19 protein-coding genes are annotated in these 20,896 nt (G+C 75.1%); 17 read left to right on the forward strand and 2 right to left on the reverse strand.

Annotated elements, in window-relative coordinates:
- Positions 1 to 117 precede the first annotated feature (117 nt).
- The 10 genes from PO879_RS07985 (at position 118) to PO879_RS08030 (ending at position 10,244) form a co-directional block, all read left to right on the forward strand.
- Positions 118 to 456 carry an NADH-quinone oxidoreductase subunit A gene (locus PO879_RS07985; protein ID WP_278237372.1) on the forward strand — a complete coding sequence of 113 codons (339 nt, stop codon included), beginning with the start codon at positions 118 to 120 and terminating at the stop codon, positions 454 to 456.
- Positions 447 to 1,502, forward strand: a complete 1,056-nt coding sequence (locus PO879_RS07990; RefSeq protein WP_278237373.1) for a hypothetical protein — start codon at positions 447 to 449, stop codon at positions 1,500 to 1,502. The genes PO879_RS07985 and PO879_RS07990 overlap by 10 nt, the downstream gene beginning before the upstream one ends.
- Positions 1,499 to 2,446 (forward strand): NADH-quinone oxidoreductase subunit H, encoded by a 948-nt coding sequence (locus PO879_RS07995; protein WP_278237374.1) that lies wholly within the window; start codon positions 1,499 to 1,501, stop codon positions 2,444 to 2,446. Before PO879_RS07990 ends, PO879_RS07995 begins: the two co-directional genes overlap by 4 nt.
- Positions 2,443 to 3,006 carry an NADH-quinone oxidoreductase subunit J gene (locus tag PO879_RS08000; RefSeq protein ID WP_278237375.1) on the forward strand — a complete coding sequence of 188 codons (564 nt, stop codon included), beginning with the start codon at positions 2,443 to 2,445 and terminating at the stop codon, positions 3,004 to 3,006. Before PO879_RS07995 ends, PO879_RS08000 begins: the two co-directional genes overlap by 4 nt.
- Positions 3,003 to 3,317 carry an NADH-quinone oxidoreductase subunit K gene (locus tag PO879_RS08005; protein ID WP_278237376.1) on the forward strand — a complete coding sequence of 105 codons (315 nt, stop codon included), beginning with the start codon at positions 3,003 to 3,005 and terminating at the stop codon, positions 3,315 to 3,317. Before PO879_RS08000 ends, PO879_RS08005 begins: the two co-directional genes overlap by 4 nt.
- Complete coding sequence (locus PO879_RS08010; RefSeq protein ID WP_278237377.1) at positions 3,314 to 5,263, forward strand: proton-conducting transporter membrane subunit; 1,950 nt, start codon at positions 3,314 to 3,316, stop codon at positions 5,261 to 5,263. The genes PO879_RS08005 and PO879_RS08010 overlap by 4 nt, the downstream gene beginning before the upstream one ends.
- A gap of 4 nt (positions 5,264 to 5,267) precedes the next feature.
- Positions 5,268 to 6,785, forward strand: a complete 1,518-nt coding sequence (locus tag PO879_RS08015) for an NADH-quinone oxidoreductase subunit M (protein ID WP_278237378.1) — start codon at positions 5,268 to 5,270, stop codon at positions 6,783 to 6,785.
- 7 nt (positions 6,786 to 6,792) lie between these two features.
- Complete coding sequence (locus PO879_RS08020; RefSeq protein ID WP_278237379.1) at positions 6,793 to 8,193, forward strand: proton-conducting transporter membrane subunit; 1,401 nt, start codon at positions 6,793 to 6,795, stop codon at positions 8,191 to 8,193.
- A gap of 9 nt (positions 8,194 to 8,202) precedes the next feature.
- On the forward strand, positions 8,203 to 8,652 hold the full coding sequence (locus tag PO879_RS08025) for a DUF2946 family protein (RefSeq protein ID WP_278237380.1): 450 nt from the start codon (positions 8,203 to 8,205) through the stop codon (positions 8,650 to 8,652).
- Positions 8,653 to 8,741: 89 nt separating this feature from the next.
- Positions 8,742 to 10,244 (forward strand): CopD family protein, encoded by a 1,503-nt coding sequence (locus PO879_RS08030; protein ID WP_278237381.1) that lies wholly within the window; start codon positions 8,742 to 8,744, stop codon positions 10,242 to 10,244.
- A 31-nt stretch (positions 10,245 to 10,275) separates the two neighbouring features.
- Here PO879_RS08030 and PO879_RS08035 read toward each other — a convergent pair whose 3' ends face one another.
- Positions 10,276 to 11,124, reverse strand: a complete 849-nt coding sequence (locus PO879_RS08035) for an LLM class F420-dependent oxidoreductase (protein ID WP_278237382.1) — start codon at positions 11,122 to 11,124, stop codon at positions 10,276 to 10,278.
- A gap of 94 nt (positions 11,125 to 11,218) precedes the next feature.
- Here PO879_RS08035 and PO879_RS08040 point away from each other — a divergent pair, with 94 nt between their 5' ends.
- Positions 11,219 to 13,006 carry an ABC transporter ATP-binding protein gene (locus tag PO879_RS08040; RefSeq protein ID WP_278237383.1) on the forward strand — a complete coding sequence of 596 codons (1,788 nt, stop codon included), beginning with the start codon at positions 11,219 to 11,221 and terminating at the stop codon, positions 13,004 to 13,006.
- Positions 13,007 to 13,044: 38 nt separating this feature from the next.
- Complete coding sequence (locus tag PO879_RS08045) at positions 13,045 to 14,382, forward strand: M20 family metallopeptidase (RefSeq protein WP_278237384.1); 1,338 nt, start codon at positions 13,045 to 13,047, stop codon at positions 14,380 to 14,382.
- Between the two features lie 19 nt (positions 14,383 to 14,401).
- Here PO879_RS08045 and PO879_RS08050 read toward each other — a convergent pair whose 3' ends face one another.
- On the reverse strand, positions 14,402 to 14,671 hold the full coding sequence (locus PO879_RS08050) for an acylphosphatase (RefSeq protein WP_278237385.1): 270 nt from the start codon (positions 14,669 to 14,671) through the stop codon (positions 14,402 to 14,404).
- Between the two features lie 136 nt (positions 14,672 to 14,807).
- On the opposite strand from PO879_RS08050, the gene PO879_RS08055 reads away from it, so the two are divergent.
- From PO879_RS08055 to PO879_RS08075, 5 genes are all read left to right on the forward strand, one after another.
- Positions 14,808 to 15,263 carry a MarR family transcriptional regulator gene (locus PO879_RS08055; RefSeq protein ID WP_278237386.1) on the forward strand — a complete coding sequence of 152 codons (456 nt, stop codon included), beginning with the start codon at positions 14,808 to 14,810 and terminating at the stop codon, positions 15,261 to 15,263.
- Between the two features lie 37 nt (positions 15,264 to 15,300).
- Positions 15,301 to 15,729, forward strand: coding sequence for an organic hydroperoxide resistance protein (locus tag PO879_RS08060; RefSeq protein WP_278237387.1), 429 nt, complete (start codon positions 15,301 to 15,303; stop codon positions 15,727 to 15,729).
- 124 nt (positions 15,730 to 15,853) lie between these two features.
- On the forward strand, positions 15,854 to 18,289 hold the full coding sequence (locus PO879_RS08065) for a glycoside hydrolase family 3 N-terminal domain-containing protein (RefSeq protein ID WP_278237388.1): 2,436 nt from the start codon (positions 15,854 to 15,856) through the stop codon (positions 18,287 to 18,289).
- 153 nt (positions 18,290 to 18,442) lie between these two features.
- The gene (locus PO879_RS08070; RefSeq protein ID WP_278237389.1) at positions 18,443 to 19,885 is read left to right on the forward strand and encodes a hemolysin family protein; all 1,443 of its coding nucleotides are present in this window, start codon (positions 18,443 to 18,445) and stop codon (positions 19,883 to 19,885) included.
- The gene (locus PO879_RS08075; protein WP_278237390.1) at positions 19,882 to 20,886 is read left to right on the forward strand and encodes a hemolysin family protein; all 1,005 of its coding nucleotides are present in this window, start codon (positions 19,882 to 19,884) and stop codon (positions 20,884 to 20,886) included. The genes PO879_RS08070 and PO879_RS08075 overlap by 4 nt, the downstream gene beginning before the upstream one ends.
- Positions 20,887 to 20,896 lie beyond the last annotated feature (10 nt).

Consider the following 20,896-nt stretch of genomic DNA (forward strand, 5'->3'; position numbering starts at 1 on the left):
GCTCCGAGCCTACGTCCACGGCCGCCGGCCGGGAGGCGTCCGAGATGCTGACCTCACCGATCCTCGTCACCATGGGCCCACGGCAGGACCACCGGACGACGGGAGGGTCGGACGCTGATGGCCGCGGTCGGGCTCGTGCTGGGGATCGCGCTGCTCGTGCTGGGCCTGCGTGGTGCTGCCGTCGCCCTGGCCGTGGCTCGCACGCCGGTCCTCAGCCTGCCGTTCGAGTCCGGGACGCTCCCCGCGCAGCACGCCGTGTCGCGGTTCCACGTCCGCTGGTACGCGGTGAGTCTGCTCTTCCTCGCCTTCGACATGGAGATGATCTTCATGTACCCGTGGGCCGTCGTGATCGCGCAGACGGGTGCGACCTCGGTGGTCGAGATGTTCGCGTTCCTCGCGGTGCTGCTGGTGGGGGTCCTCTACGCCTGGCGCGAGGGAGCGCTGCGGTGGGTCTGAGACGGCGTCTGGTCCGGTTCGCCCTGGCGCAGCCGCGCGTGCTGCTCGTGGTCGCCCCCGACGGGGCGGCGCTCGCGCGGCAGGTGGAGTCCGTGCTGCTGCGGCGCGGCTGGCCACCGGCGACCTCGCCGGCCGACACCGACCTGCTCGTCGTCGCCGGCGCCCCCGGCCCCGAGCTCGCGGCCGCGGTCGAGGTGCTCTGGGCCCAGGTTCCCGCTCCCCGGGCGTCCGCCCGCCTCACGGCAGGGGACGACGTCGGCGTCGCCCTGGACGGCGCCGCGGAGGCGCTGCAGGCGTGGGACGCACAGCGCACCCGGGCCGGCGCGGCGGACGGCGACCCGTGGCTCGGGCGCGGGCCGGAGCCCGAGGAGGGCCACGGCGGCCACGAGGGCCACGAGGGCGGCCACGAGGGCCACGAGGGCGGCCACGAGGGCCACGAGGGGCATGATGAAGGTGGCCACGGCGGCCACGGGAGCATGCTGGTGGCGGGCCTGCCCATGGCCTCCTCGGCGCCGGACCGCGACGGCCTCGAGCTCGAGACCCTGTCCCTGACGCTCGGCCCCTGGATGCCCGGCGCCCCCGACGGGCTGCTGGTGCAGGCCGCCATGCAGGGCGACGTCCTGACCGAGCTGCACGTGCGCTGGGCGGACACCGGTCCCGGTCCGCTGCCCGAGAGGCCGGTGCGGGCGCTGGACGCGATCTGCCGCGTCCTGACCCTGTCCGGCCCTGAACGGCTGCTCGGGCGCGCCCGGCGGGTGCGCGACGCCGTCGTGCAGCACCAACCCTCCGGGGCGGACGGGGCGGTCCGGCTGGGACGCGACCTCCGCCGCTCGCGCACGCTGGCCTGGTCGCTGCGCGGGATCCCCGCGCCCGGGGGCGGTGACGTGCTGGACCGCCTGGTCGCGTGGTGCGACGTGCTCGACGGCGCCGCACCGCCCGCGGCGGCCGACCCCGCCACGGTGGCCGCCGCGCTCGACGGGTCCGAGCTCGCCGGGGCACGCCTCGCCGTCGCGTGCGTGGACGTCGGGCCGGGGGAGCCACGATGACGGAGACCACCTGGACGTCGCCCTGGGCCGGGCTCGCCGTGGCGGGCGTCGCGGTGCTGCTCGGTCTCGTGCTCGCGTCACTCGACGCCCTGGTCCGCGGGGCGCCGGCGCCCGGCGGCCGCCCCGTCCTGCGCGCCGTGACACCGCTGCGGGCCGGGGCGCGCCTGCTGCTCGAACGACGCCGCACCACGCTCGCCCCCGACCGGCTGCTGCGCACGGTGGCGCTGGTCGCGACCCCGGTGCTCGCGCTGCTGTCGGCCGCGGTCCTGCCGTTCGGCGGACGCAGCGTGGTCTCGACCTCGGCGGACCTGGTGTGGTTCAACGCCGCCGAGGCGCTGCTGTGGGCCGCTGTCTGGCTGCTGGGCTGGGGGCCGAACGCGGTGCACCCGCTGGTCGGGGCCTACCGCTTCCTGGCCCAGGGCCTCGCCTACGAGCTCCCGCTGATGTTCGCGATCATCACGGTCGGGGTGGGTGCCGGCTCGCTGCGCGCGACCGACGTGGTCGCCGCCCAGGCGGACGGCAACTGGTTCCTGTGGACGATGCCGGTGGCCTTCGTGGTCTTCCTGCTCGGGGCCGCGGCGTTCGCCTTCTGGGGGCCGTTCCGGGCCCCGGCGGGGGCCGATCTCGCCGGGGGAGTGCTCGCCGAGGTCTCGGGGGTGGACCGGCTCCTGGTGCAGGTCGGCCGGGCGGTGTTCCTCGGGGTCGCGGCCGCCACGGCCGCCGCCTGGTTCCTCGGCGGCCAGGACGGTCCGGTCCTGCCCGGCCCCGTCTGGTACGCGCTCAAGACCCTCGCCGTGATGGCCCTGCTCGTCGGGGTGGGGCGGCGCTGGCCGGTCGTGCGGCCCGAGCGCTTCGCCGACGTCGCGTGGGTCGTCCTGCTGCCCGCGACCATCCTGCAGTCCGCCGTCGCCGCCGTGCTGGTGCTGGGAGGTTTCTACCGATGACCGAGCTGCTGGTCCTGGCCGCCCTGGGCGGCGTCGCCGTGTGCACCGGGGTGCTGGTGTTCGTGGTGGACTCCATGGCGCGCGCCACCTTCTCGCTGCTCGCGTCGTTCCTGGCGACCGGTGCCGCCCTGCTGGTCATGGACCTGGCCTACCTCGGCCTGCTGACCATCCTGATGATGACCATCGAGATGGCGATCATGGCGGTGTTCATGATCATGCTGATGATGAACCCGGCCGGGCTCGTGCCCATGACGATGGTGCACAACACCACCGGGTCCGCCGTCGTGGGTGCCGCGGCGTTCGTCCTGCTCACCGTCGGCGTGTGGACGACCGACTGGCCCGACCGGCCCGGCCCGCCGCCGGACGACGCGACGGCCCAGGTCGGCGAGGCGGTCATGGGCGACTACATGCTCGTCATGATCCTGGTCGGTGTCGTCCTGCTCGCCACGATGGTCGCCGGCATCGCGCTGGCCACGCACCGCGGACGCTACGACCGGTTCGGACCCGACCTCGACCGCCGCGCGCCCGACGACCCCGTCCGAGGAGGCCTGCCGCGATGACCGAGCTGACCCTGCAGGTCGTCCTGACCGTCGCCGCCGCCCTGGTGGGCACCGGGCTGTTCGGGGCGCTGTCCCAGCAGTCGATCGTCATGGTCATGATGGGCCTCGAGCTCGTGGTCAACGGCGTGCTCCTGGCGGCGGGCGCCGCGTGGGCCTTCCTCACCCCGCAGCTGCCCGGCGCGCAGGTGCTGGTGCTGATGGCCACCGTCGTGATGGCCGTGGAGATGGCGATGGGCTTCGCCGTCGCGCTGGCGATCTACCGCGCCCGCCAGGTCGACACCGTCGACGCCGCCGAGGACCTCGCCGGATGAGCGCCGCCCTGCTGCTCCTCGTGCTGCTGCCCGCCGCGGGCGGCGCGGTCCTGCTGCTCGGACGGCACCGCCTGGACCGCGTCGGCGCGCCCCTGGCGCTCGGCCTCGGTGCCGTCGGGCTGGCGCTCGCGGTCGTGGCCGCCGTCGGGCGTCCCGTCGTCACGGTGCCGTTCCTGGGTCGCGGCGCCGCCGCGGTCGCCGACGGCGCGGACCTCGCGCTGGCCGTCGACGGCCTGTCGGCCGTGCTGACCGTGACCGTCGCCGCGGTCGCGCTGACCGTGACGGTGCCCGCCGCGGTCGACCACGAGGCCCGCACGTCCCGGGCCCGGTTCTTCGGCTACTGGCTGCTGTTCGTCGCCGCCATGCAGCTCACCGTCACCGCCGCGACCTTCCCCGTGCTCCTGCTCGGCTGGGAGGTCATGGGGGCGACCTCCTACGCGCTCATCGGGTTCCGCTGGCGGCTGGCGGGCCGGACCGCGGCCGGCACCACGGCGCTGCTCACGACCCGGGCCGCCGACCTCGGGCTGTACGTCGCGGCCGGCGCCGTGCTGGCGGGCAGCGGGGGCCTGCACCTGTCCGGGCTGGGCGGCCTGCCCGACCCGTGGGCCGCGGTGGCCACGACCGGCGTGGTGGTCGCGGCGCTGGGCAAGTCGGCCCAGCTGCCCCTGTCCGGCTGGCTGTCCGCGGCCATGCAGGGGCCGAGCCCGGTGTCCGCCCTGCTGCACTCGGCCACCATGGTGGCCGCCGGCGGCTACCTGCTGCTGCGCGTCGGACCCGACCTGACGGCGGGCGGGGCGACCGCCGCGGTCTGGGCCGGGGCCGCCACCGCCCTGGTGCTCGGGCTGGCCGCCGTGGCCCAGACCGACCTCAAGCAGCTCCTGGCGGCGAGCACCGCGGCCCAGACGGGGTTCGTCGTGGCGGCCGCGGGGGCGTACGCCGCCGGGGCGGGGACCGGCCTGCTCGCAGGGACCGAGCACCTGGTCGCCCACGCCGTCGTCAAGGCGGGCCTGTTCGTCGCGGCCGGCATCTGGCTGGGGGCGCTGGGCACGCGGGCGTTCGCCGAGCTGCGCGGCGCGGCCCGCCGCTACCCGCTCGTGGGGGCCGCCGTCGTCGCCGGGGCGGCCGCGCTGGCCGGGATCCCCCCGCTGTCGCTGTGGGTGACCAAGGACGAGGTCCTGCTCGGCCTCGAGCAGGCGCACCTGCCCGGCGGGGCCGTGCTGCACGTCGTGCTCCTGGTCGCCGGGGCCCTGTCGGCCGCCTACGCCGCCAAGGTCGTCGCGGTCGTGCTCGCCCCGACCGCCGGGCGCGACGGCGGCTCCCCGGCCCCGGTACCGGCCGTCGCCGCCGCGCTGGCCCTGGCCGCGGCCGCCGTCGGCCTGGGTGGCCTGGCCCTGCCCGGCGTGCGCGACGCCGTGGCCGGGGTGCTGGACGTCGAGCCCGGTGCCGCCCCGGCGCCGTCGGCCCTGGCGATCTCCGGCGGGCTCGCCGTGCTGGTGGCCGCGGCCGTGCTGTGGCGCCCGGGCCTGGCCCGGGCCGCCGAGCGTGCGCCGATGCAGGGCTGGTGGTCCCTGCCCGCGCTGCTCGCGGCCGCCGGGAGCGCGGCCGTGCGGCTGGCCGGTGCGGTCGACCGCGCCGACGCCGGGCTGGACCGTGCCGTGCGTTCCGTGCCGACCGGGGCCCTGGCCGCGGCCCGGGGCGCCGGGACGGCCGACGGCGGGATCGACCGGGGTGTGCACGGTGTCGCCGGGCTCGCCGTGACCGGGGCCCGGCACGCGGCGGTGGCCGACGACCGCGGCGTCGACGGCGTCGTGCGCGACGTCGCCACCGGTGCCGGTCGGGCCGGCCGGGCTGCCCGGCGTCCCCAGACCGGCCTGCTGCACCAGTACTACGCGCAGGTGGCCGCCGGCCTCGGCGCGCTCCTCGTCCTGCTGATCCTCGTGAGGTGACCCCGTGCTCCTGACCGTCGTCGTCCTGCTCCCGGTGCTCGCCGGCCTCGTGCTCGTCGCGGCGCGCGTCCCGGACCGGGTCGCGTCCTGGGCGTGGGTGGCGACGTCCTCGGCCGTCGTCGCGCTCGTGGCGTGGATCTGGTGGGGCTTCGACGCCGGCGGCGGGGTCCAGAACGACGTCAAGCTGCGCTGGATCCCGACCGTCGACGCCTCCTACCACGTCGGCGTCGACGGCCTGTCCCTGCCGCTGCTCGGGCTCACCGCGGTGCTGTTCTGGTGCTGCGCCGTGTGGTCGCTGCGCGGCACCCCGCGGCCCCGCAGCCACGCGGCGCTCTTCCTGCTGCTGCAGACCACCTGCCTGGGCACGTTCGCCGCGCTGGACCTGATCCTGTTCTTCCTCTTCTTCGACCTGTCCATCGTGGCGATGTACTTCGTCATCGCCGGCTGGGGCCACGGCGACCGCCGGCGCAGCGCCCTGACCTTCTTCCTGTACACGTTCCTCGGTTCGCTCGCGCTGCTGCTCGGCTTCATCGGCCTGTTCCTCGGCAGCGAGCCGCGCACGTTCGACATCGTGCGCCTCGTCGAGGACCCGCCGTGGGCCGGGCAGGACGCCACCGCCTCCTGGGTGCTGCTGGCCCTCTTCGTCGGGCTGGCGGTCAAGACGCCGCTGTTCCCCTTCCACACCTGGCTGCCGCCCGCGCACACCGACGCCCCGGCCGAGGGCTCCGCGGTGCTGGCGGGCGTGCTGCTGAAGCTGGGCACCTTCGGGTTCGTGCGGATCGTCATGCCGACGCTGCCCGAGGCGTGGCAGCGCTGGGGCACCTGGATCGTCGTCGTCGGTGTCGTCAGCGTGCTCTGGGGCGCCCTGGTGGCGCTGGCCCAGGACGACCTGAAGCGGATGATCGCCTACACCTCGGTCAACCACATGGGCTACGTGCTGCTGGGGCTCGGGGCGGTCGGCGTGCTCGCCCGCGGGAGCACCGACGCCGCGGACGCCGCGGGCGCGGCCGGGGTGGCCGCGACCGGGGCCGTGGTGCAGATGGTCAGCCACGGACTGCTCACCGGCGCGCTGTTCCTCGTCGCCGGCGTGCTGTGGAACCGCGGAGGCACCTACGCGTTCGCCCGCTGGGGTGGCCTGGGCCGGGTGGTCCCCGGGTTCGCGGTGCTGCTGTCCGTGGCCGCCTTCGGGTCGCTCGGGCTGCCCGGTCTGTCGGGCTTCGTCGCCGAGTTCCAGGTGTTCGCCGGGTCGCTGGCCGCGGTGCCCGTGGCCGTGGCGATCGCCGTGGTGGGCATCCTGCTGACCGCCGGGCTGTTCCTGCGGGCGCTGCAGCGGCTGCTCACCGGTGACCTGCGGGTGCCCGAGGGCCTCGACGCGACGGCGGTGGGGGACGTGACCACCACCGAGCGCGTCGCCGTCGTCCCCCTGCTCGCCCTGAGCGTCGCCGTCGGTCTGGTGCCCTGGCTGCTGGTCGACGTCGTCGGGCCGGCCGCGGACGGCCTGGTCGCCCTGGTGGCCCGGTGAGGCGCCGATGACGGGGGACGACCTGGCCGGACTGCTGCCCGAGGGCCTGCTGCTCGTCGCGGCCGTCGGGGGACTGCTGCTCGGGCTGTGGACGCCGCAGGCAGCCCAGCGCCGGGTCGCCGTCGTCGCCGCCGTGGGGTGCCTGGCCAGCGCGCTGGCGGCCGCCGCAGCCCTGGCCGGGCCGGCGCGGACGGTGTTCGCCGGGACCTGGACCGTGGACGCCACCACCGGCGTCGTCCGCCTGGCGGTGGCTGCCGCGACCCTCGGCGTGGTGGTGCTGCTGCGCACCGAGCTCGCCGGGCACCCCCGCGAGACGGAGGCGTACGTCCTGGCGCTGCTGGTCGCCCTGGGCGCCGACGCCCTGGCCGCCGCGAGCGACGCCCTGCTGCTGGTGGCCGCCTACCTGCTCGCCAGCGTGCCCGCGTACGCGCTGACCGCCTTCCGCCAGGACGCCCGCGGCACCGAGGCGGCGCTGAAGTACTACCTGCTCAGCGCCCTGGTCGGCGTGGTGCTGCTGGTCGGCGTGACCGCCCTGGTGCTCGCCACGGGCCGGACGGGCTACGCCTCCGCGGGCGCGGGGCTGCCGGACGCCGCCCCGGCGCTCGGCGCGCTGGCCACGCTCGGCCTGCTCGCCGCGGTGCTGTTCAAGGCGGGCGCGGTCCCCGCGCACTTCTGGGTGCCCGACGCCGTCGACGGCGCGAGCCCGGCGGTGGCCGCCCTGATCACCACCGTGCCGAAGGTCGGGGCGCTCGCCGCGGCGTTCCGGCTCGTCGCGGAGCCGTTCGCCGAGGCGCCCGCGGGCCTGGCGCTCGCCGTCGCGCTCGTGGCGGCGGTGAGCATGACGCTGGGGAACCTCGCGGCGTTCTGGCAGAGCTCGCTGCAACGCCTGCTGGCGTACTCCACGATCAGCCAGGTGGGGTACCTGCTGATGATCGTCGCGGTCGCCGGGACGGTGGAGCCGGCCGGCCCGGCGCTGCAGGTCTACCTCGCGGCCTACGCCGTCACCAACGTCGGCGCGTTCGCCGCGGTGGCCGCGGTGCCGCGGCGCAGCACGCCGGCGGGGTGGGCGGCCGGCGTGGCGGGACGACCGTGGCTGGTGGTCAGCCTGGTGGTGTGTCTGCTGGGCCTCGTCGGCACACCGCCGACCGCGGTGTTCGTGGGCAAGGTCGCGGCGTTCACGACCGCGGCCGACGGCGGGTACGCCTGGCTCGTCGTCCTGGCCGCCGCCAACTCGGTGGCCAGCCTCTTCTACTACCTGCGCTGGATCGCCCCGGCGTTCCGGGCGGTGTCCTCCGCCCGCCCGCGCGTGGCCGGCGTGCGGCGGCCGGCGGCCGCGACCCTGCACGTCGCGGCGGCGACGAGCCTGGTGCTGGGGGTGGCCCTCGGCGCGACGATCGGTGGCGCGTAGGATCGCAGGATGACGAGCTCGGCACCGGGCCCGGCGGATCGCCGGCCACTGCTGCGCGCGCTGCTGCTGGGCGCGGGCGTGGCCCTGCTCGTCGCTGCCCTGGTGCTGCTCGTCGTATCCCACCAGCCCTCGGCCTCCTCGGTGTCCGCGGGACACCTGCACGGGTCCGCCGGTGGCGTGGTCCACGCGGCCCCCGAGCACGCCGCGCCCGTCCCCGGCGACGGCACGGCGCACACGCACGAGAGTCCCGCCGAGGACCACGACCACGGGACCCTGGTGGTCTGCACCCTGCTGGCCGCGGCCGCGCTGCTGGCGCTGGTCGCGCTGCGGGCGCGTGCCGTGCCCTCGCCGGCCCAGGACGCACGGGCTGCGGGTCGACGCCTCGTCGGCGCCCTGGTCGCCACCACGCGCAGCGTCGCCCCGCCGGACCTCCTCGCGCTCGGGATCTCGCGCACGTGAGCGGGCGGTCGTCGTCGACGACCCGCCCCCCTGTGCCCAGAGCAGCCGGCCACGCCGGCTCTCCCGGAACGACCCCGCCGAAGGACCCCATGACCGCCCGTCGCACCGGGGCGGCGCTCCGCGCCGCCCCCGCCCTGCCCGTCCGTCCGCACGGCCGACCCGGCCGCGTCCACCACCCCGAGATCCCGCACCGCCGGATCCTTGCTCCCGCCGGCGCCGTGCTGCTCGGTCTGATGCTCCTGCTGGCCGGGGCCGTCCCCGCGCAGGCGCACACCGACCTCGACACCGTCGAGCCCGCCGACGGCTCCACCGCCGACGGGCCGGTCGAGGAGGTCGTCCTGACGTTCACCCTGCCGGTCACCCCGTTGGGCGAGGCCGTGGAGGTCACCGGTCCGGAGGGGGCCGTACCGGTGCAGGTCACCCCGCAGCAGGACGGCGTGGTCCTGCTCGCCACCCCCGAGGAGCCGCTGACCGACGGCGACTACACGCTCGACTGGAGCGTGGCGGCCGAGGACGGCCATCCTCTGGACGGCACCGTCGCCTTCACCGTCACGGGCGCCGCGCCGGACGGCGGGTCGACCGACGACGGCGACGCGGGCGAGGACGCCGCACCCGACGCGGAGGGCTCGCCGACCGCGGCCCCGGACGCCGAGGCGGCAGCCGACCCGGAGGTCGCGGCCGACGAGGAGGACGCCGCGGGCTTCGCCGCCGTGGTCGCCCGGCTCGCCGGCGCCGCGGTCCTGTGGGGCGCGCTGGTGGCCGGCGGCGGGCTGCTGTTCGCCGCGCTCGTCCTGCGCGGACGCGACCGGGAGGAAGTGCCCGCCGTGCTCACGGCTGTGCGCTGGGTCGGCGTGCTCGCGCTCGTCGGCGTGCCGCTGCGGCTGGCCGCCCGGTCGGTCGTCGTGGCGCAGGGTGACGTCGCCGCCGCGGTCAGCCCGTCCGCGCTCGCCGACGCCCTGACCGGGGACACGGGGCTGGTCCTGGGGCTCCAGGCCGCCGGCGCCCTGGCGGTGCTGCTCGGGGCCCGGCGGACGCTGGCCGGCTCGTGGCTCGCCCTCGTCGGCACGCTGCTGCTCGGCGCGGGCATCGTGCTGGACGGGCACAGCAACAGCGTCGGTCCGCACTGGCTGGTCGTCACCACCGACGTCACGCACCTGCTCGCCGCCGCCGCCTGGGTCGGCGGGGTCGTCATGGTCGGCGTCGTGCTGCGCCGACGCCGGCGCGACGCGCGCCCCCTGGACGCCGGCCTGCTGGGCAGCCGCTTCTCGGTGCTGGCGACCGCGTCCGTCGTGGTGGTGGGGATCGCGGGCGTCGGACTGACCGTCGCGATCCTCGACCGGCCCTCCCAGCTGTGGGAGACCAGCTGGGGCCTGTTCCTGCTGGCCAAGGTCGCGGTGGTCGCGGTGGTCGCGGCGATCGGCGCCCACCAGCACTTCCGGGTGGTGCCCCTCCTGCAGGCCCCTGGCCACGGGGCCCGCCGTGCGCACAAGGCGGGCAGCCTCCTGCAGCGCGGCGCCGGCCACGAGACCGGCTTCATGGTGGTCGTCGTGCTGCTGACCGCGTGGCTGGTCGCCGCCTCGGTGCACGAGTAGGCGTGGCCCGGACGGCCGGACGGCCGGACGGTCAGCCGGCGGCGCGGAGCCGGGGCAGCGCGCCGACCACGGCGTCGAGGTGCGGGCGGACGTCCCCCTCGCTGGGGAGCACGACGACGAACTCGCTCACACCGACCCCGGCGTAGGCCGCCACGAGCGCGGGCAGGTCGGCGAAATCGTGCTCGCGCAGCCGGAGCTGGACCGTGCGGCGGATCTCGGCGGGGTCGCGGCCGACGTCCTCGCAGTGGCGGGCGAGGACGTCGCCGAGCTCGCGGATCCGCTCGGGGCTGCTGGAGGTGTCGTTCCAGGCGTCGGCGTACCGCGCGACCATGCGCAGGGTGCGGCGGGGCCCCGAGCCGCCGATCCAGATCGGCGGGTGCGGGCGCTGCACGGGTTTCGGCTCGGCGACGGCGTCGGTGAGCCGGTAGTGCTCGCCGTGGAAGGTGGTGGTCGGCTGCGTCCACAGCGACCGCAGGACGACCAGCGCCTCCTCGAGACGGTCCATGCGGGTGCGCACGTCGCCCAGGTCGAGCCCGTACATCGAGTGCTCGCGCTCGTTCCAGCCGGCACCGATGCCGAGCTCGAGCCGGCCCCCGGAGAGGTGGTCGACCGTGGTGGCGAGCTTGGCGAGCATCCCGGGGTGGCGGTAGGAGTTCCCGGAGACCATGCACCCGATGCGGACCCGGGTGGTCAGGGCGGCCATGGCCGCCTGCATCGCCCAGGCGTCGAACACGGGGCGCGCCGGGTCGGGTCCGAGGGAGGCGAGGTGGTCCATCACCCACACGTGGTCGAAGCCGGCGTCGTCGGCGGTGCGCCACACCTGCTCGAAGTCGGCGACCGGTGCGTCCTGGGTGAGCTTGAGTCCGATGCGACGGGACATGGCACCATCCTGCAGCACGGCGGACCACGGGGGAGCGCCGTCCCGGCGGTGGGACGGGCCGACACGATCGCGATTGAATCGATACGATCGAGGCGTGCGACGGAAAGCCCTTACCCACACGTCCGACCTGGAGCGCATCGACGGCGCCCACCCGGTCCGCTCGATCCTGCGCCTGCTGACGGCCCAGCCGGGCAAGCTGGCGCTGGCGCTGTACGCCTTCACGCTCAAGGAGATCCCGCTCTGGTTCCTGCCGGTCATCACCGGTGCCGTCATCGACATCGTCGCCGAGGACGGCCCCGTCGGCTCGGTGATGATCTGGTTCGCCGTCGCCGTGGTGCTGCTCGCGCAGAACTATCCGCACCACATCCTGTACACGCGCAAGTTCATGACCGTGGTGCGCGACACCGGTGTGCGGCTGCGCAACGCGCTGGTCCAGCGGCTCCAGGTGCTCTCGATCGGGTACTACGCACGCTCGAGCGCCGCGCTGGTCCAGTCCAAGGTCGTGCGCGACGTGGAGAACGTCGAGATCATGCTGCAGCAGGTCACCCACCCGCTGCTGTCGGCGCTCATGGTGCTCGTCGGTGCCGTCTCGATGACCGCGATCCGGGTGCCCGAGTTCCTGCCGGTCTACGCCCTGGTCATCCCGACCGCGCTGCTCATCCGGCGCACCATGGCGCGCCGCTCCCAAGCCCGCAACGAGCAGTTCCGCCGCGAGATGGAGGGGTTCGCCTCCCGCGTGGGCGAGATGGCCTCCCTGATCCCGGTGACCCGTGCCCACGGGCTGGAGCAGACGGCCGCCACCCGGGTGGCCACGGGCGCGGACTACGTGCGGCGCGCCGGGCTCAACCTGGACCTGCTCAACGGGCGCATGCAGTCCATGTCGTGGGTGTCCATGCAGTTCCTCGGCGTGTTCTGCCTCGTGCTGGCCGCCGCGGTGTCGCTGTCGGGCGTCATCCCCATCACCCCCGGCGAGGTCGTCGTGCTGTCGACCTACTTCACGCTGCTCACCCAGGGACTGACCCAGGTCCTCAACCTCGTGCCCGTCACGGCCCGCGGCGTGGAGTCCATGCGCTCCATCGCCGAGGTGCTGGCCGAGCCCGACCTGGAGGAGAACGAGGGGCGCCGCCCGGTCGACCGGGTGGAGGGCCTCCTGCAGCTCGACCACGTCTCGCACCGGTACCCCGAGGCCGAGACCGACGCGCTCAGCGGCATCGACCTCGAGATCCGCCCGGGCGAGACCGTCGCCTTCGTCGGGCCCTCCGGATCGGGCAAGTCGACCCTGCTGAACCTCGTGCTCGGCTTCGTCCGTCCCACCGACGGCCGCATCCGGCTGGACGGTCAGGACATGTCCGAGCTCGACCTGCGCACCGTGCGCCGCCACGTCTCGGTCGTGCCCCAGGAGTCGGTCCTGTTCGAGGGGTCGATCCGCGACAACGTCGCCTACGGGCTCGACGAGGCCGACGACGAACGCATCCGCGCCGCGCTGCGCGACGCCAACGCCCTGGAGTTCGTCGACGCGTTGCCCCAGGGGTGGGACACCGTCGTGGGCCAGCGCGGAGCCCGCATCTCCGGCGGTCAGCGCCAGCGGCTGGCCATCGCCCGGGCGATCGTGCGCAACCCGAACATCCTCTTCCTGGACGAGGCCACCAGCGCGCTCGACCCGGAGTCCGAGGTCTCCGTGCGCGACGCGCTGGACCGGCTGATGGCCGACCGCACCACGCTGGTGGTGGCGCACCGGCTGTCCACGGTGCGCCAGGCCGACCGCATCGTCGTGCTGGACCACGGGCGCATCGTCGAGGTCGGGCCGCACACCGAGCTGCTGGGGCGCGGTGGGCGGTACGCCGCCCTGCACGCCGCCCAGGAGGGCGGCCTCAGCGCGTAGCGGCTCGCGTCCGGCGGCGGCCTCCGTACGATGGCCGCATGCCAGCGCCGAACCCGCCGAGCACGGCCTACCTGGACCACATCGCCGACGAGACCGACGACCGACGCCACGCGGCCCTGGCCGCCCAGCCCGCCGAGCCGGCGGGCGGGGGAGCGCCCGCGGCGCTGACCGACGCCGCCGAGGCCGCCGCGACGGACCTGGAGCCGGAGCTCGCCGCGATCGTCCGGACCCTGCACGCCCACCCGGAGACCGCGTTCGTCGAGCACGCCAGCGCACGGCTGCTGGTCGAGGTCCTGGCCCGGCACGGCGTCGAGGCCCGCACGGGTGTGGGCGGGGTGGAGACGGCGTTCCGTGCCGAGGCGGGCACCGACGACGGGCCGACGATCGCGGTGCTGGCCGAGTACGACGCCCTGCCCGGCATCGGGCACGCGTGCGGGCACAACGTCATCGCCGCCTCCGCGGTCGGCGCGTTCCTGGCCCTGCGCCGGGTCGTGTCGGCGCCAGGCGCGCCGGCCGGCCGCGTGGTCCTGCTGGGGACCCCGGCCGAGGAGGGGCACAGCGGCAAGGAGGTGCTCGCCCGGGCCGGGGCCTTCGAGGACCTGGACGCCGCGATCATGCTGCACCCCTACGGCGTCGACGTGGCCGACCAGGTGTGGCTGGGCCGCCGGCTGCTGACCTGGACGTTCACCGGCCGCAGCGCGCACGCCTCGGCGCAGCCCTTCATGGGGCGCAACGCGCTCGACGCCGCGAACCTGGCCTACACGGGGATCGGACTGCTGCGCCAGGAGCTGCCGCCCATCGACCGCGTGCACGCGACGATCACCGAGGGCGGGACCCGGCCCAGCATCATCCCCGACCGGGCCGTCATGCGGCTGTACGCCCGCTCGAAGTACCCGGACACGCTGCGCGACCTGTCACGGCGCCTGGACGACGTCGCCCGGGGTGCGGCGCTCATGACGGGCACGGAGGTCGACATCGCCTGGGACGACGGTGCGCACCCGTCGCTGCCCGTGCGCACCAACCAGGCGCTCACACGGCGGTGGGTCGCGGCGCAGCAGCGGCGTGGCCGCGACGTGCTGCCCGGCGGGGTCGTCTCCGAGACGCTCGCGGCGTCGACGGACTTCGGCAACGTCAGCTTCCGCATCCCGGGCATCCACCCGCTGATCCAGGTCGCCGGCCCGGACGTCGCCCTGCACACGGTGGAGTTCGCCGAGGCCGCCGGTGGGCCCGCGGCGGTGCGGGCCGCCGTCGACGGCGCGGCGGGTCTGGCGGCCACGGCGCTGGACTACCTGGCCGACGACGCCCTGCGCGCGAGCGTGCACGCGGAGTTCGCCGCCCAGGGCGGCGCCATCGACGTCCCGCACTACTTCGACTGACCGGCGGTCCGCCGGCGTCTCACCGGATCCGGAAGACCGTGTCGCCCAGGGGTTCGACCGTGGTCACCTCGACGCGCGAGACGCTCGCCGCCGGGGGCCCGTGGTGCAGGAACTCCACGACACCCGCGACGGACGGCTCGTCGCCCTCGAGCTCGACCGCGACCGTGCCGTCGGGGAGGTTGGTGACCTCGCCGGCCACCCCGGCGCGCTCCGCGATCCGGGCGGTGGCGTACCGGAAGCCGACGCCCTGGACCTGTCCGTGGACGACGGCGCGCAGGCGGGTGGTCACCCCTCCACGGTAGACCTCGACGCGCCGCCCCAGGCGTCGTCGGACCCGCGTGGCGCATTCGCCACCTGCACGCCATCGCACTTCCATTGCGCACAACTGGATTGCGCGAAATGGAAATGCGTGCCATACTTCTGCCATGCCAGACGTCGGTGCCTCGAAGGTCCTCGACCCGCTGCTGTGCTTCGCCGTGTACTCGTTGGAGCGCCGCATCGGGCGGCTCTACGCCGACCTGCTCGCGCCGTGGCGGCTGAGCTACACCCAGTACCTCGTCGTCGAGATGCTCGGCGCGAACCGGGGCCAGCCGCTGACCGTCGGCGAGCTCGGCCGCCTGCTCGACCTCGACTCGGGGACGCTGTCCCCGCTGCTCAAGCGCCTCGAGGCACGTGACCTGGTCCGCCGGGGGCGTTCCCCCGAGGACGAACGCGTCGTGACCGTCGTGCTGACCGAGGCCGGGCGGGCGATGCACGGCGAGCTGGCGGACGTCCAGCGGTGCCTCGCCGAGCGGCTGCCGCCGGACCACGCCGCCGCGGCCGACCTCCTGGCCCGGCTGCGCGAGGCGAACGACTACCTGGCCCTGCACGCCGACGCCTGACCGGGCGTGGCGAGTCCACCACGAAGGGAACCGCTCCGTGCTCCAGAACATCGGCTACACCGCTGACGCGTTGTCCACCGGCGCCGGCCGCGACGGCCACGTGCGCACCGACGACGGGCGCGTCGACCTCGACATGGCCGTCCCGAAGGGCCTCGGCGGGTCGGGCGAGGGGTCGAACCCCGAGCAGCTCTTCGCCGCCGGCTACGCCGCCTGCTTCCACTCGGCGCTGCAGAACGTGGCGAGGCAGCAGAAGATCCGGCTGACCGACACCTCGGTCGGGGCCCGGGTGCACATCGGTGCCGACGACGACGGCGGCTTCGGCCTGGCCGTCGAGCTCGAGGTCGTCGTGCCGGACCTGCCGGCCGCCGAGGCCCAGGCGCTCGCGGACACCGCGGAGAAGGTGTGCCCGTACTCCAACGCCACGCGCGGGAACATCGACCTGACCATCTCGGTCGTCGAGGGCTGAGGCGGCGGTCGACGGCGGGACGCCCGACGCCGGTCGGGCGCCCCGCCGTCGGCGTCCCCGGGCCGGTGCCGGCGGGGCGTCGAGCGGATGCCCGGGGTGCGTCGCGGCGCGTACAGTACTCGACGTGAACGAACGAGCGGCAGGTATCGGCCAGGTCGACAGCTCGGACCGGCTCGCGCAGGGACGTGTGCAGCTGCGGTCCGAGGACGCGTGGATCCCGGAGGGCATGGGCCAGGCGTGTCGCCGGGCCGCCGCCGAGGGCATCGTGCTGCTGACGAACGAGAACGAGGCTCTGCCACTGTCTGGGAGCGCTCCCATCGCGGTGTTCGGCCGCGTCCAGCGCGACTACTTCACCGTCGGCTACGGCTCCGGCGGTGACGTGCGCCCCCCGTACTCGTGGAACCTCGTCGACGCGCTGGCGGCCACCGACCTGCAGGTGGACGCCCCGCTCGCCGAGCGGTACGCGACCTGGTGCGACGAGCACCCCGTCGACCCCGAACCCGCCTGGGGCACCTGGCCCCGCTCCCACCCGGAGATGCCGCTGACCACCGCGGAGGTCGAGGCCGTCGCCGCCCGCACCCCGACCGCCGTCGTCGTCCTCGGCCGTGCGGCGGGCGAGGCGCGCGAGCAGTCGCTCACCGAGGGCGGCTACCACCTCACCGCCGACGAGCGCACGCTGCTGTCGCAGGTCAGTACCGCGTTCGAGCGCACCGTCGTCGTGGTCGACACCGGCAACGTGGTCGACCTCGCCTGGACCCGGGAGTACGACCTCGACGCCGTGCTGCTGGCCTGGCAGGGCGGGATGGAGTCGGGACGCGCCGTGGCCGACGTGCTCACCGGGGCCGTCCCGGCCGGCGGCAAGCTCACCGCCACGATCGCCACCGCCTACGACCGCTACCCGAGCGCCGGACACTTCGGCGGGCACGAGCACAACGAGTACGTCGAGGACGTCTACGTCGGCTACCGGTGGTTCGAGACGTTCGCGGCGCAGGACGTGCTGTACCCGTTCGGCTTCGGACTGACCTACGCGACCTTCGACGTGCGTGCCCAGGACGTGCGCGCCGACGGCGGCGAGGTCGTGGTGCGGGCCGAGGTCACCAACACCCACGCCGTCCACCCCGGCACCGAGGTCGTGCAGGTCTACGTGCGCGCCCCCCAGGGCGTCCTGGGCCGCCCGGCCCGGCACCTGGCCGCCTTCGCCAAGACCCGCGAGCTCGCCCCCGGCGCGTCCCAGACGCTCGAGCTGCGCTTCCGGCTCGAGGACCTCGCCGCGTACGACGACGGCGGGGCGACCGGGCACCGGTCCGCCTACGTGCTCGAGGCCGGCCGCTACGAGGTCCTGCTGGGCACCGACGTGCGCAGCGCCCTGCCGTGCGGCGGCGTCGACGTCGAGGACCTGCGCGTCGTGCGGCAGGTGGCCGAGGCCGCCGCCGTCGAGCCGGCGCACGCCTTCGACCGCGTCGTGGCCCGCACCGGACCCGACGGCGCGCCGCTGGTCGCGCACGCCCCGGTGCCCGTGGCGACCGTCTCGCGCCGCGACCGGGTGCTCGCCGGGCTGCCCGCCGCCGTCGCGCAGACCGGGGACGCCGGGGTCGACCTGGCCGACGTCGCCGCCGGGCGGGCCGACCTCGACACCTTCCTGGCCCAGCTCGACGACGACGAGCTCGAGGCGCTCTCGCGCGGGGACTTCACGATGGACTCGGCCCTGGGCGCCGCGGGCAACGCGGGCGCGCTGGCCGGCACCGTGCCGTCCCTGCGCGCCAAGGGCGTGCCCGCCCTGACCACCACGGACGGCCCCGCCGGGATCCGGCTGGCCACGCACACCGCGCTGCTGCCCTGCGGGACGGCGCTCGCCTCGACCTGGAACCTCGAGCTCGTCACCGAGCTCAACACCCTGCTGGCGGCCGAGATGGCGGCCAAGGGGTCCGACATCCTGCTCTCGCCCGGGATGAACATCCAGCGTGACCCCCTGTGCGGACGCAACTTCGAGTACTTCTCGGAGGACCCGCTGCTCACCGGGCGGATGGCCGCCGCCACCGTGCGCGGCATCCAGTCCGGGGGCCTGGCGGCCTGCCCCAAGCACTTCGCCGCCAACAACCAGGAGGACAACCGCGAGCACCACGACTCGCGCGTGTCCGAGCGGGCGCTGCGGGAGATCTACCTGCGCGGCTTCGAGATCTGCGTCGCCGAGTCCGCGCCGCGGACCGTCATGACGTCCTACAACAAGATCAACGGCGTCTGGGGCCACTACCACCACGACCTGGTCACGACCGTGCTGCGGGGCGAGTGGGGCTTCGACGGTGCCGTCATGACGGACTGGTGGATGCGCGAGGCCGTCGACCCCGACTTCCCGGCGGTCACCAACGACGCCTACCGGGTGCGCGCGCAGGTGGACGTTCACATGCCCGGGGCGTGGGGACGCGAGGACCGCCACGGCGACGGCTCCCTGCTGGCCTCGCTGGCCGCACCCGACGGCCTCACGCGGGGCGAGCTGCAGCGCACCGCCCGCAACGTGCTGCGCCTGGCCCTGACCAGCCCCCGGGTGACCGGCGGCGCCTGACCTCCGCGCGCCGTGGCCGCCCGCCACGGACCGATATAGGATCCCGGGACAACACCTGCTGGGAGGCGTGGAACAACTCGTGAACAAGGCTGCTGATCCAGCAGACGGAGACCATCGACGGCACAGCGCGTCGCAGCAGTCCGGCGGTGACCGGTGCTGATCACCGTCGCCACCCTGCTGCTCGGGATCGTGGTCATCGCGGTCGTCATCGCCTTCAACGGCTACTTCGTCGCCCAGGAGTTCGCCTACATGTCGGTGGACCGCTCCCGGCTGGGGGCGCAGGCCGAGGCGGGCGACAAGGCCGCCGCCAACGCCCTGGCGATCACCCGACGGACCTCCTTCATGCTCTCGGGCGCCCAGCTCGGCATCACCGTGACCGGTCTGCTCATCGGGTACGTCGCCGAGCCCCTCGTCGGCGAGTCCCTCGGCGAGATCTTCGGCGTCGTCGGCGTCCCGGCCGGTGTCAGCGTGGCCGTCGGCACCGTCGCAGCGCTCGCGATCTCCACCGTGGCGCAGATGATCTTCGGCGAGCTGTTCCCCAAGAACCTGGCCATCGCGGCGCCCGACACCCTGGCCCGCCGGCTCGCCCGCTCCACCCGGATCTACCTGGCCGCCTTCGGCTGGCTGATCACGGTCTTCGACCACGCCGCCAACGGGCTGCTGCGGCTGGTGCGCATCGAGCCCGTCGAGGACGTCGACTCCAGCGCCACCGCGCGCGACCTGGAGCACATCGTGGCCGACTCGCGCCAGAGCGGGGACCTGCCCGACGAGCTGTCCATGATGCTGGACCGGATCCTCGACTTCCCCCAGCGCGACGTCGAGCACGCCATGGTCCCGCGCGCCCGCGTCGACACGCTGGCCCCGGACGCCACGGTCGGCGAGGCGCGCGCCGCCATGGCCGCCGCGCACACCCGGTACCCGGTGATCTCCGACGATGACGAACCGGTGGGGGTGGTGCACCTGCTCGACGTGCTGGCCGCCGGCGAGGACCAGGAGGCACCGGTCAGCGACATCATGCGTCCGGCCACGGTCGTGCCGACCCTGATGCTGCTGCCCGACGCGCTCGCGGAGCTCACGGCACGACGCGACGAGCTGGCCTGCGTCATCGACGAGTACGGGGGCTTCGCCGGCATCCTCACCGCCGAGGACCTGGCCGAGGAGGTGGCCGGGGAGATCACCGACGAGCACGACGTCGAGCAGGCCGAGATCGTCGAGCCCGAGGACGAGACCTCCTGGCGCATGGGCGGTGACGTCCACCTGGACGAGGCCGAGCGCGTCCTCGAGCACGAGCTGCCCCGGGGGGACTACGAGACGATGTCCGGCCTGGTGATCGCCGAGCACGGCCACCTGCCGCAGGTGGGGGAGACCGTGACGGTCGAGCTGGCCACCGAACCCGTCGAGCTCGCCCTGCACGAGCAGGTGCAGCGCCGGCTGACCATCGAGGTGCTCACCGTGGACCGGTACGTCCCGTCCCGGCTCCGGGTGACGCTGCACGAGATCGAGCCGGCGGAGTCCGAGGACCCGGACGACGATCCCGGGGACGAGACGCCCGTGGCGAGCGACGAGGACCTCGAGAGCGAGGGGGAGCGGCGATGACGAACCCGTGGATCGTGACCGCCGTCACCACGCTGCTGCTCGTGGCGAGCGGCTTCTTCGTGATCATCGAGTTCGCGCTCCTGGGCGCGCGCCGGCACCGCCTGGAGGAGATGGCCCCGACGCACGGGGCCGCTCGCTCCGCGCTGCGCGCCACCAACGAGCTGACCGTGATGCTCGCCGGGGCGCAGCTCGGCATCACCGCCTGCACCTTCGCGCTCGGTGCGGTGACCAAACCTGCCGTGGACGGGTGGCTGGGCCCCTGGATCGAGTCCGTCGGTGCGCCGTACTGGCTCGCCGACTCGGCCGCGTTCGTCCTGTCGCTGCTCCTGGTGACCTTCCTGCACCTGGTGGTGGGCGAGATGGCGCCGAAGTCGTGGGCCATCACCCACCCCGAACGGTCTGCCATGCTCATCGCGCCGCCGGCCCGCGCCTTCATCTGGGTGTTCCGGCCTCTGCTCGGCTGGATCAACCGGATGGCGAACAAGCTGGTCGCCGCGGTGGGCGTCGAACCCGTCGACCGCGCCGCCGTCGGCGGCCAGGACGCCGAGACGATCCGCCACCTGGTGGACCACTCGGCGCGCAAGGGGTCGCTCGACGACGCCCTCAGCGCCCCGCTGGCCGGCGCCCTCGACCTGACCACCCGCGAGGTGTCCTCCTTCGTCCGCGCGGACGCCGCACCGACCGCCGTCGACGCGGACGCCGACGTCGCCGCCGTGCAGGAGGCCGCCCGGCGCAGCGGGCACCTGCGCATCCTGGTCGACACCGGTGACGGCCCGCCCGGCATCGTGCACGTGCGCGACACGCTGCTCGAACCCGCCGAGCGCCCCGTGCGCGAGCTCGCCCGTCCGGCGTACGTCGTGCGGCCCCAGATGCCGGTCCACGAGGCGCTGTCCGGCATGCGGCGCGCCAGCGTGCAGCTCGCCGTCGTGATGGACGGCGACCTGCTGGTGGGTGTCGTCTCGCTCGAGGACGCGCTCGGCCAGGTCGTCCCGCGGTCCTGAGGCGTCGGCC

Origin of the sequence: Isoptericola sp. AK164 (assembly GCF_029643425.1) — a bacterium.
GTDB classification, from domain to species: Bacteria; Actinomycetota; Actinomycetes; order Actinomycetales; family Cellulomonadaceae; genus Isoptericola; species Isoptericola haloaureus.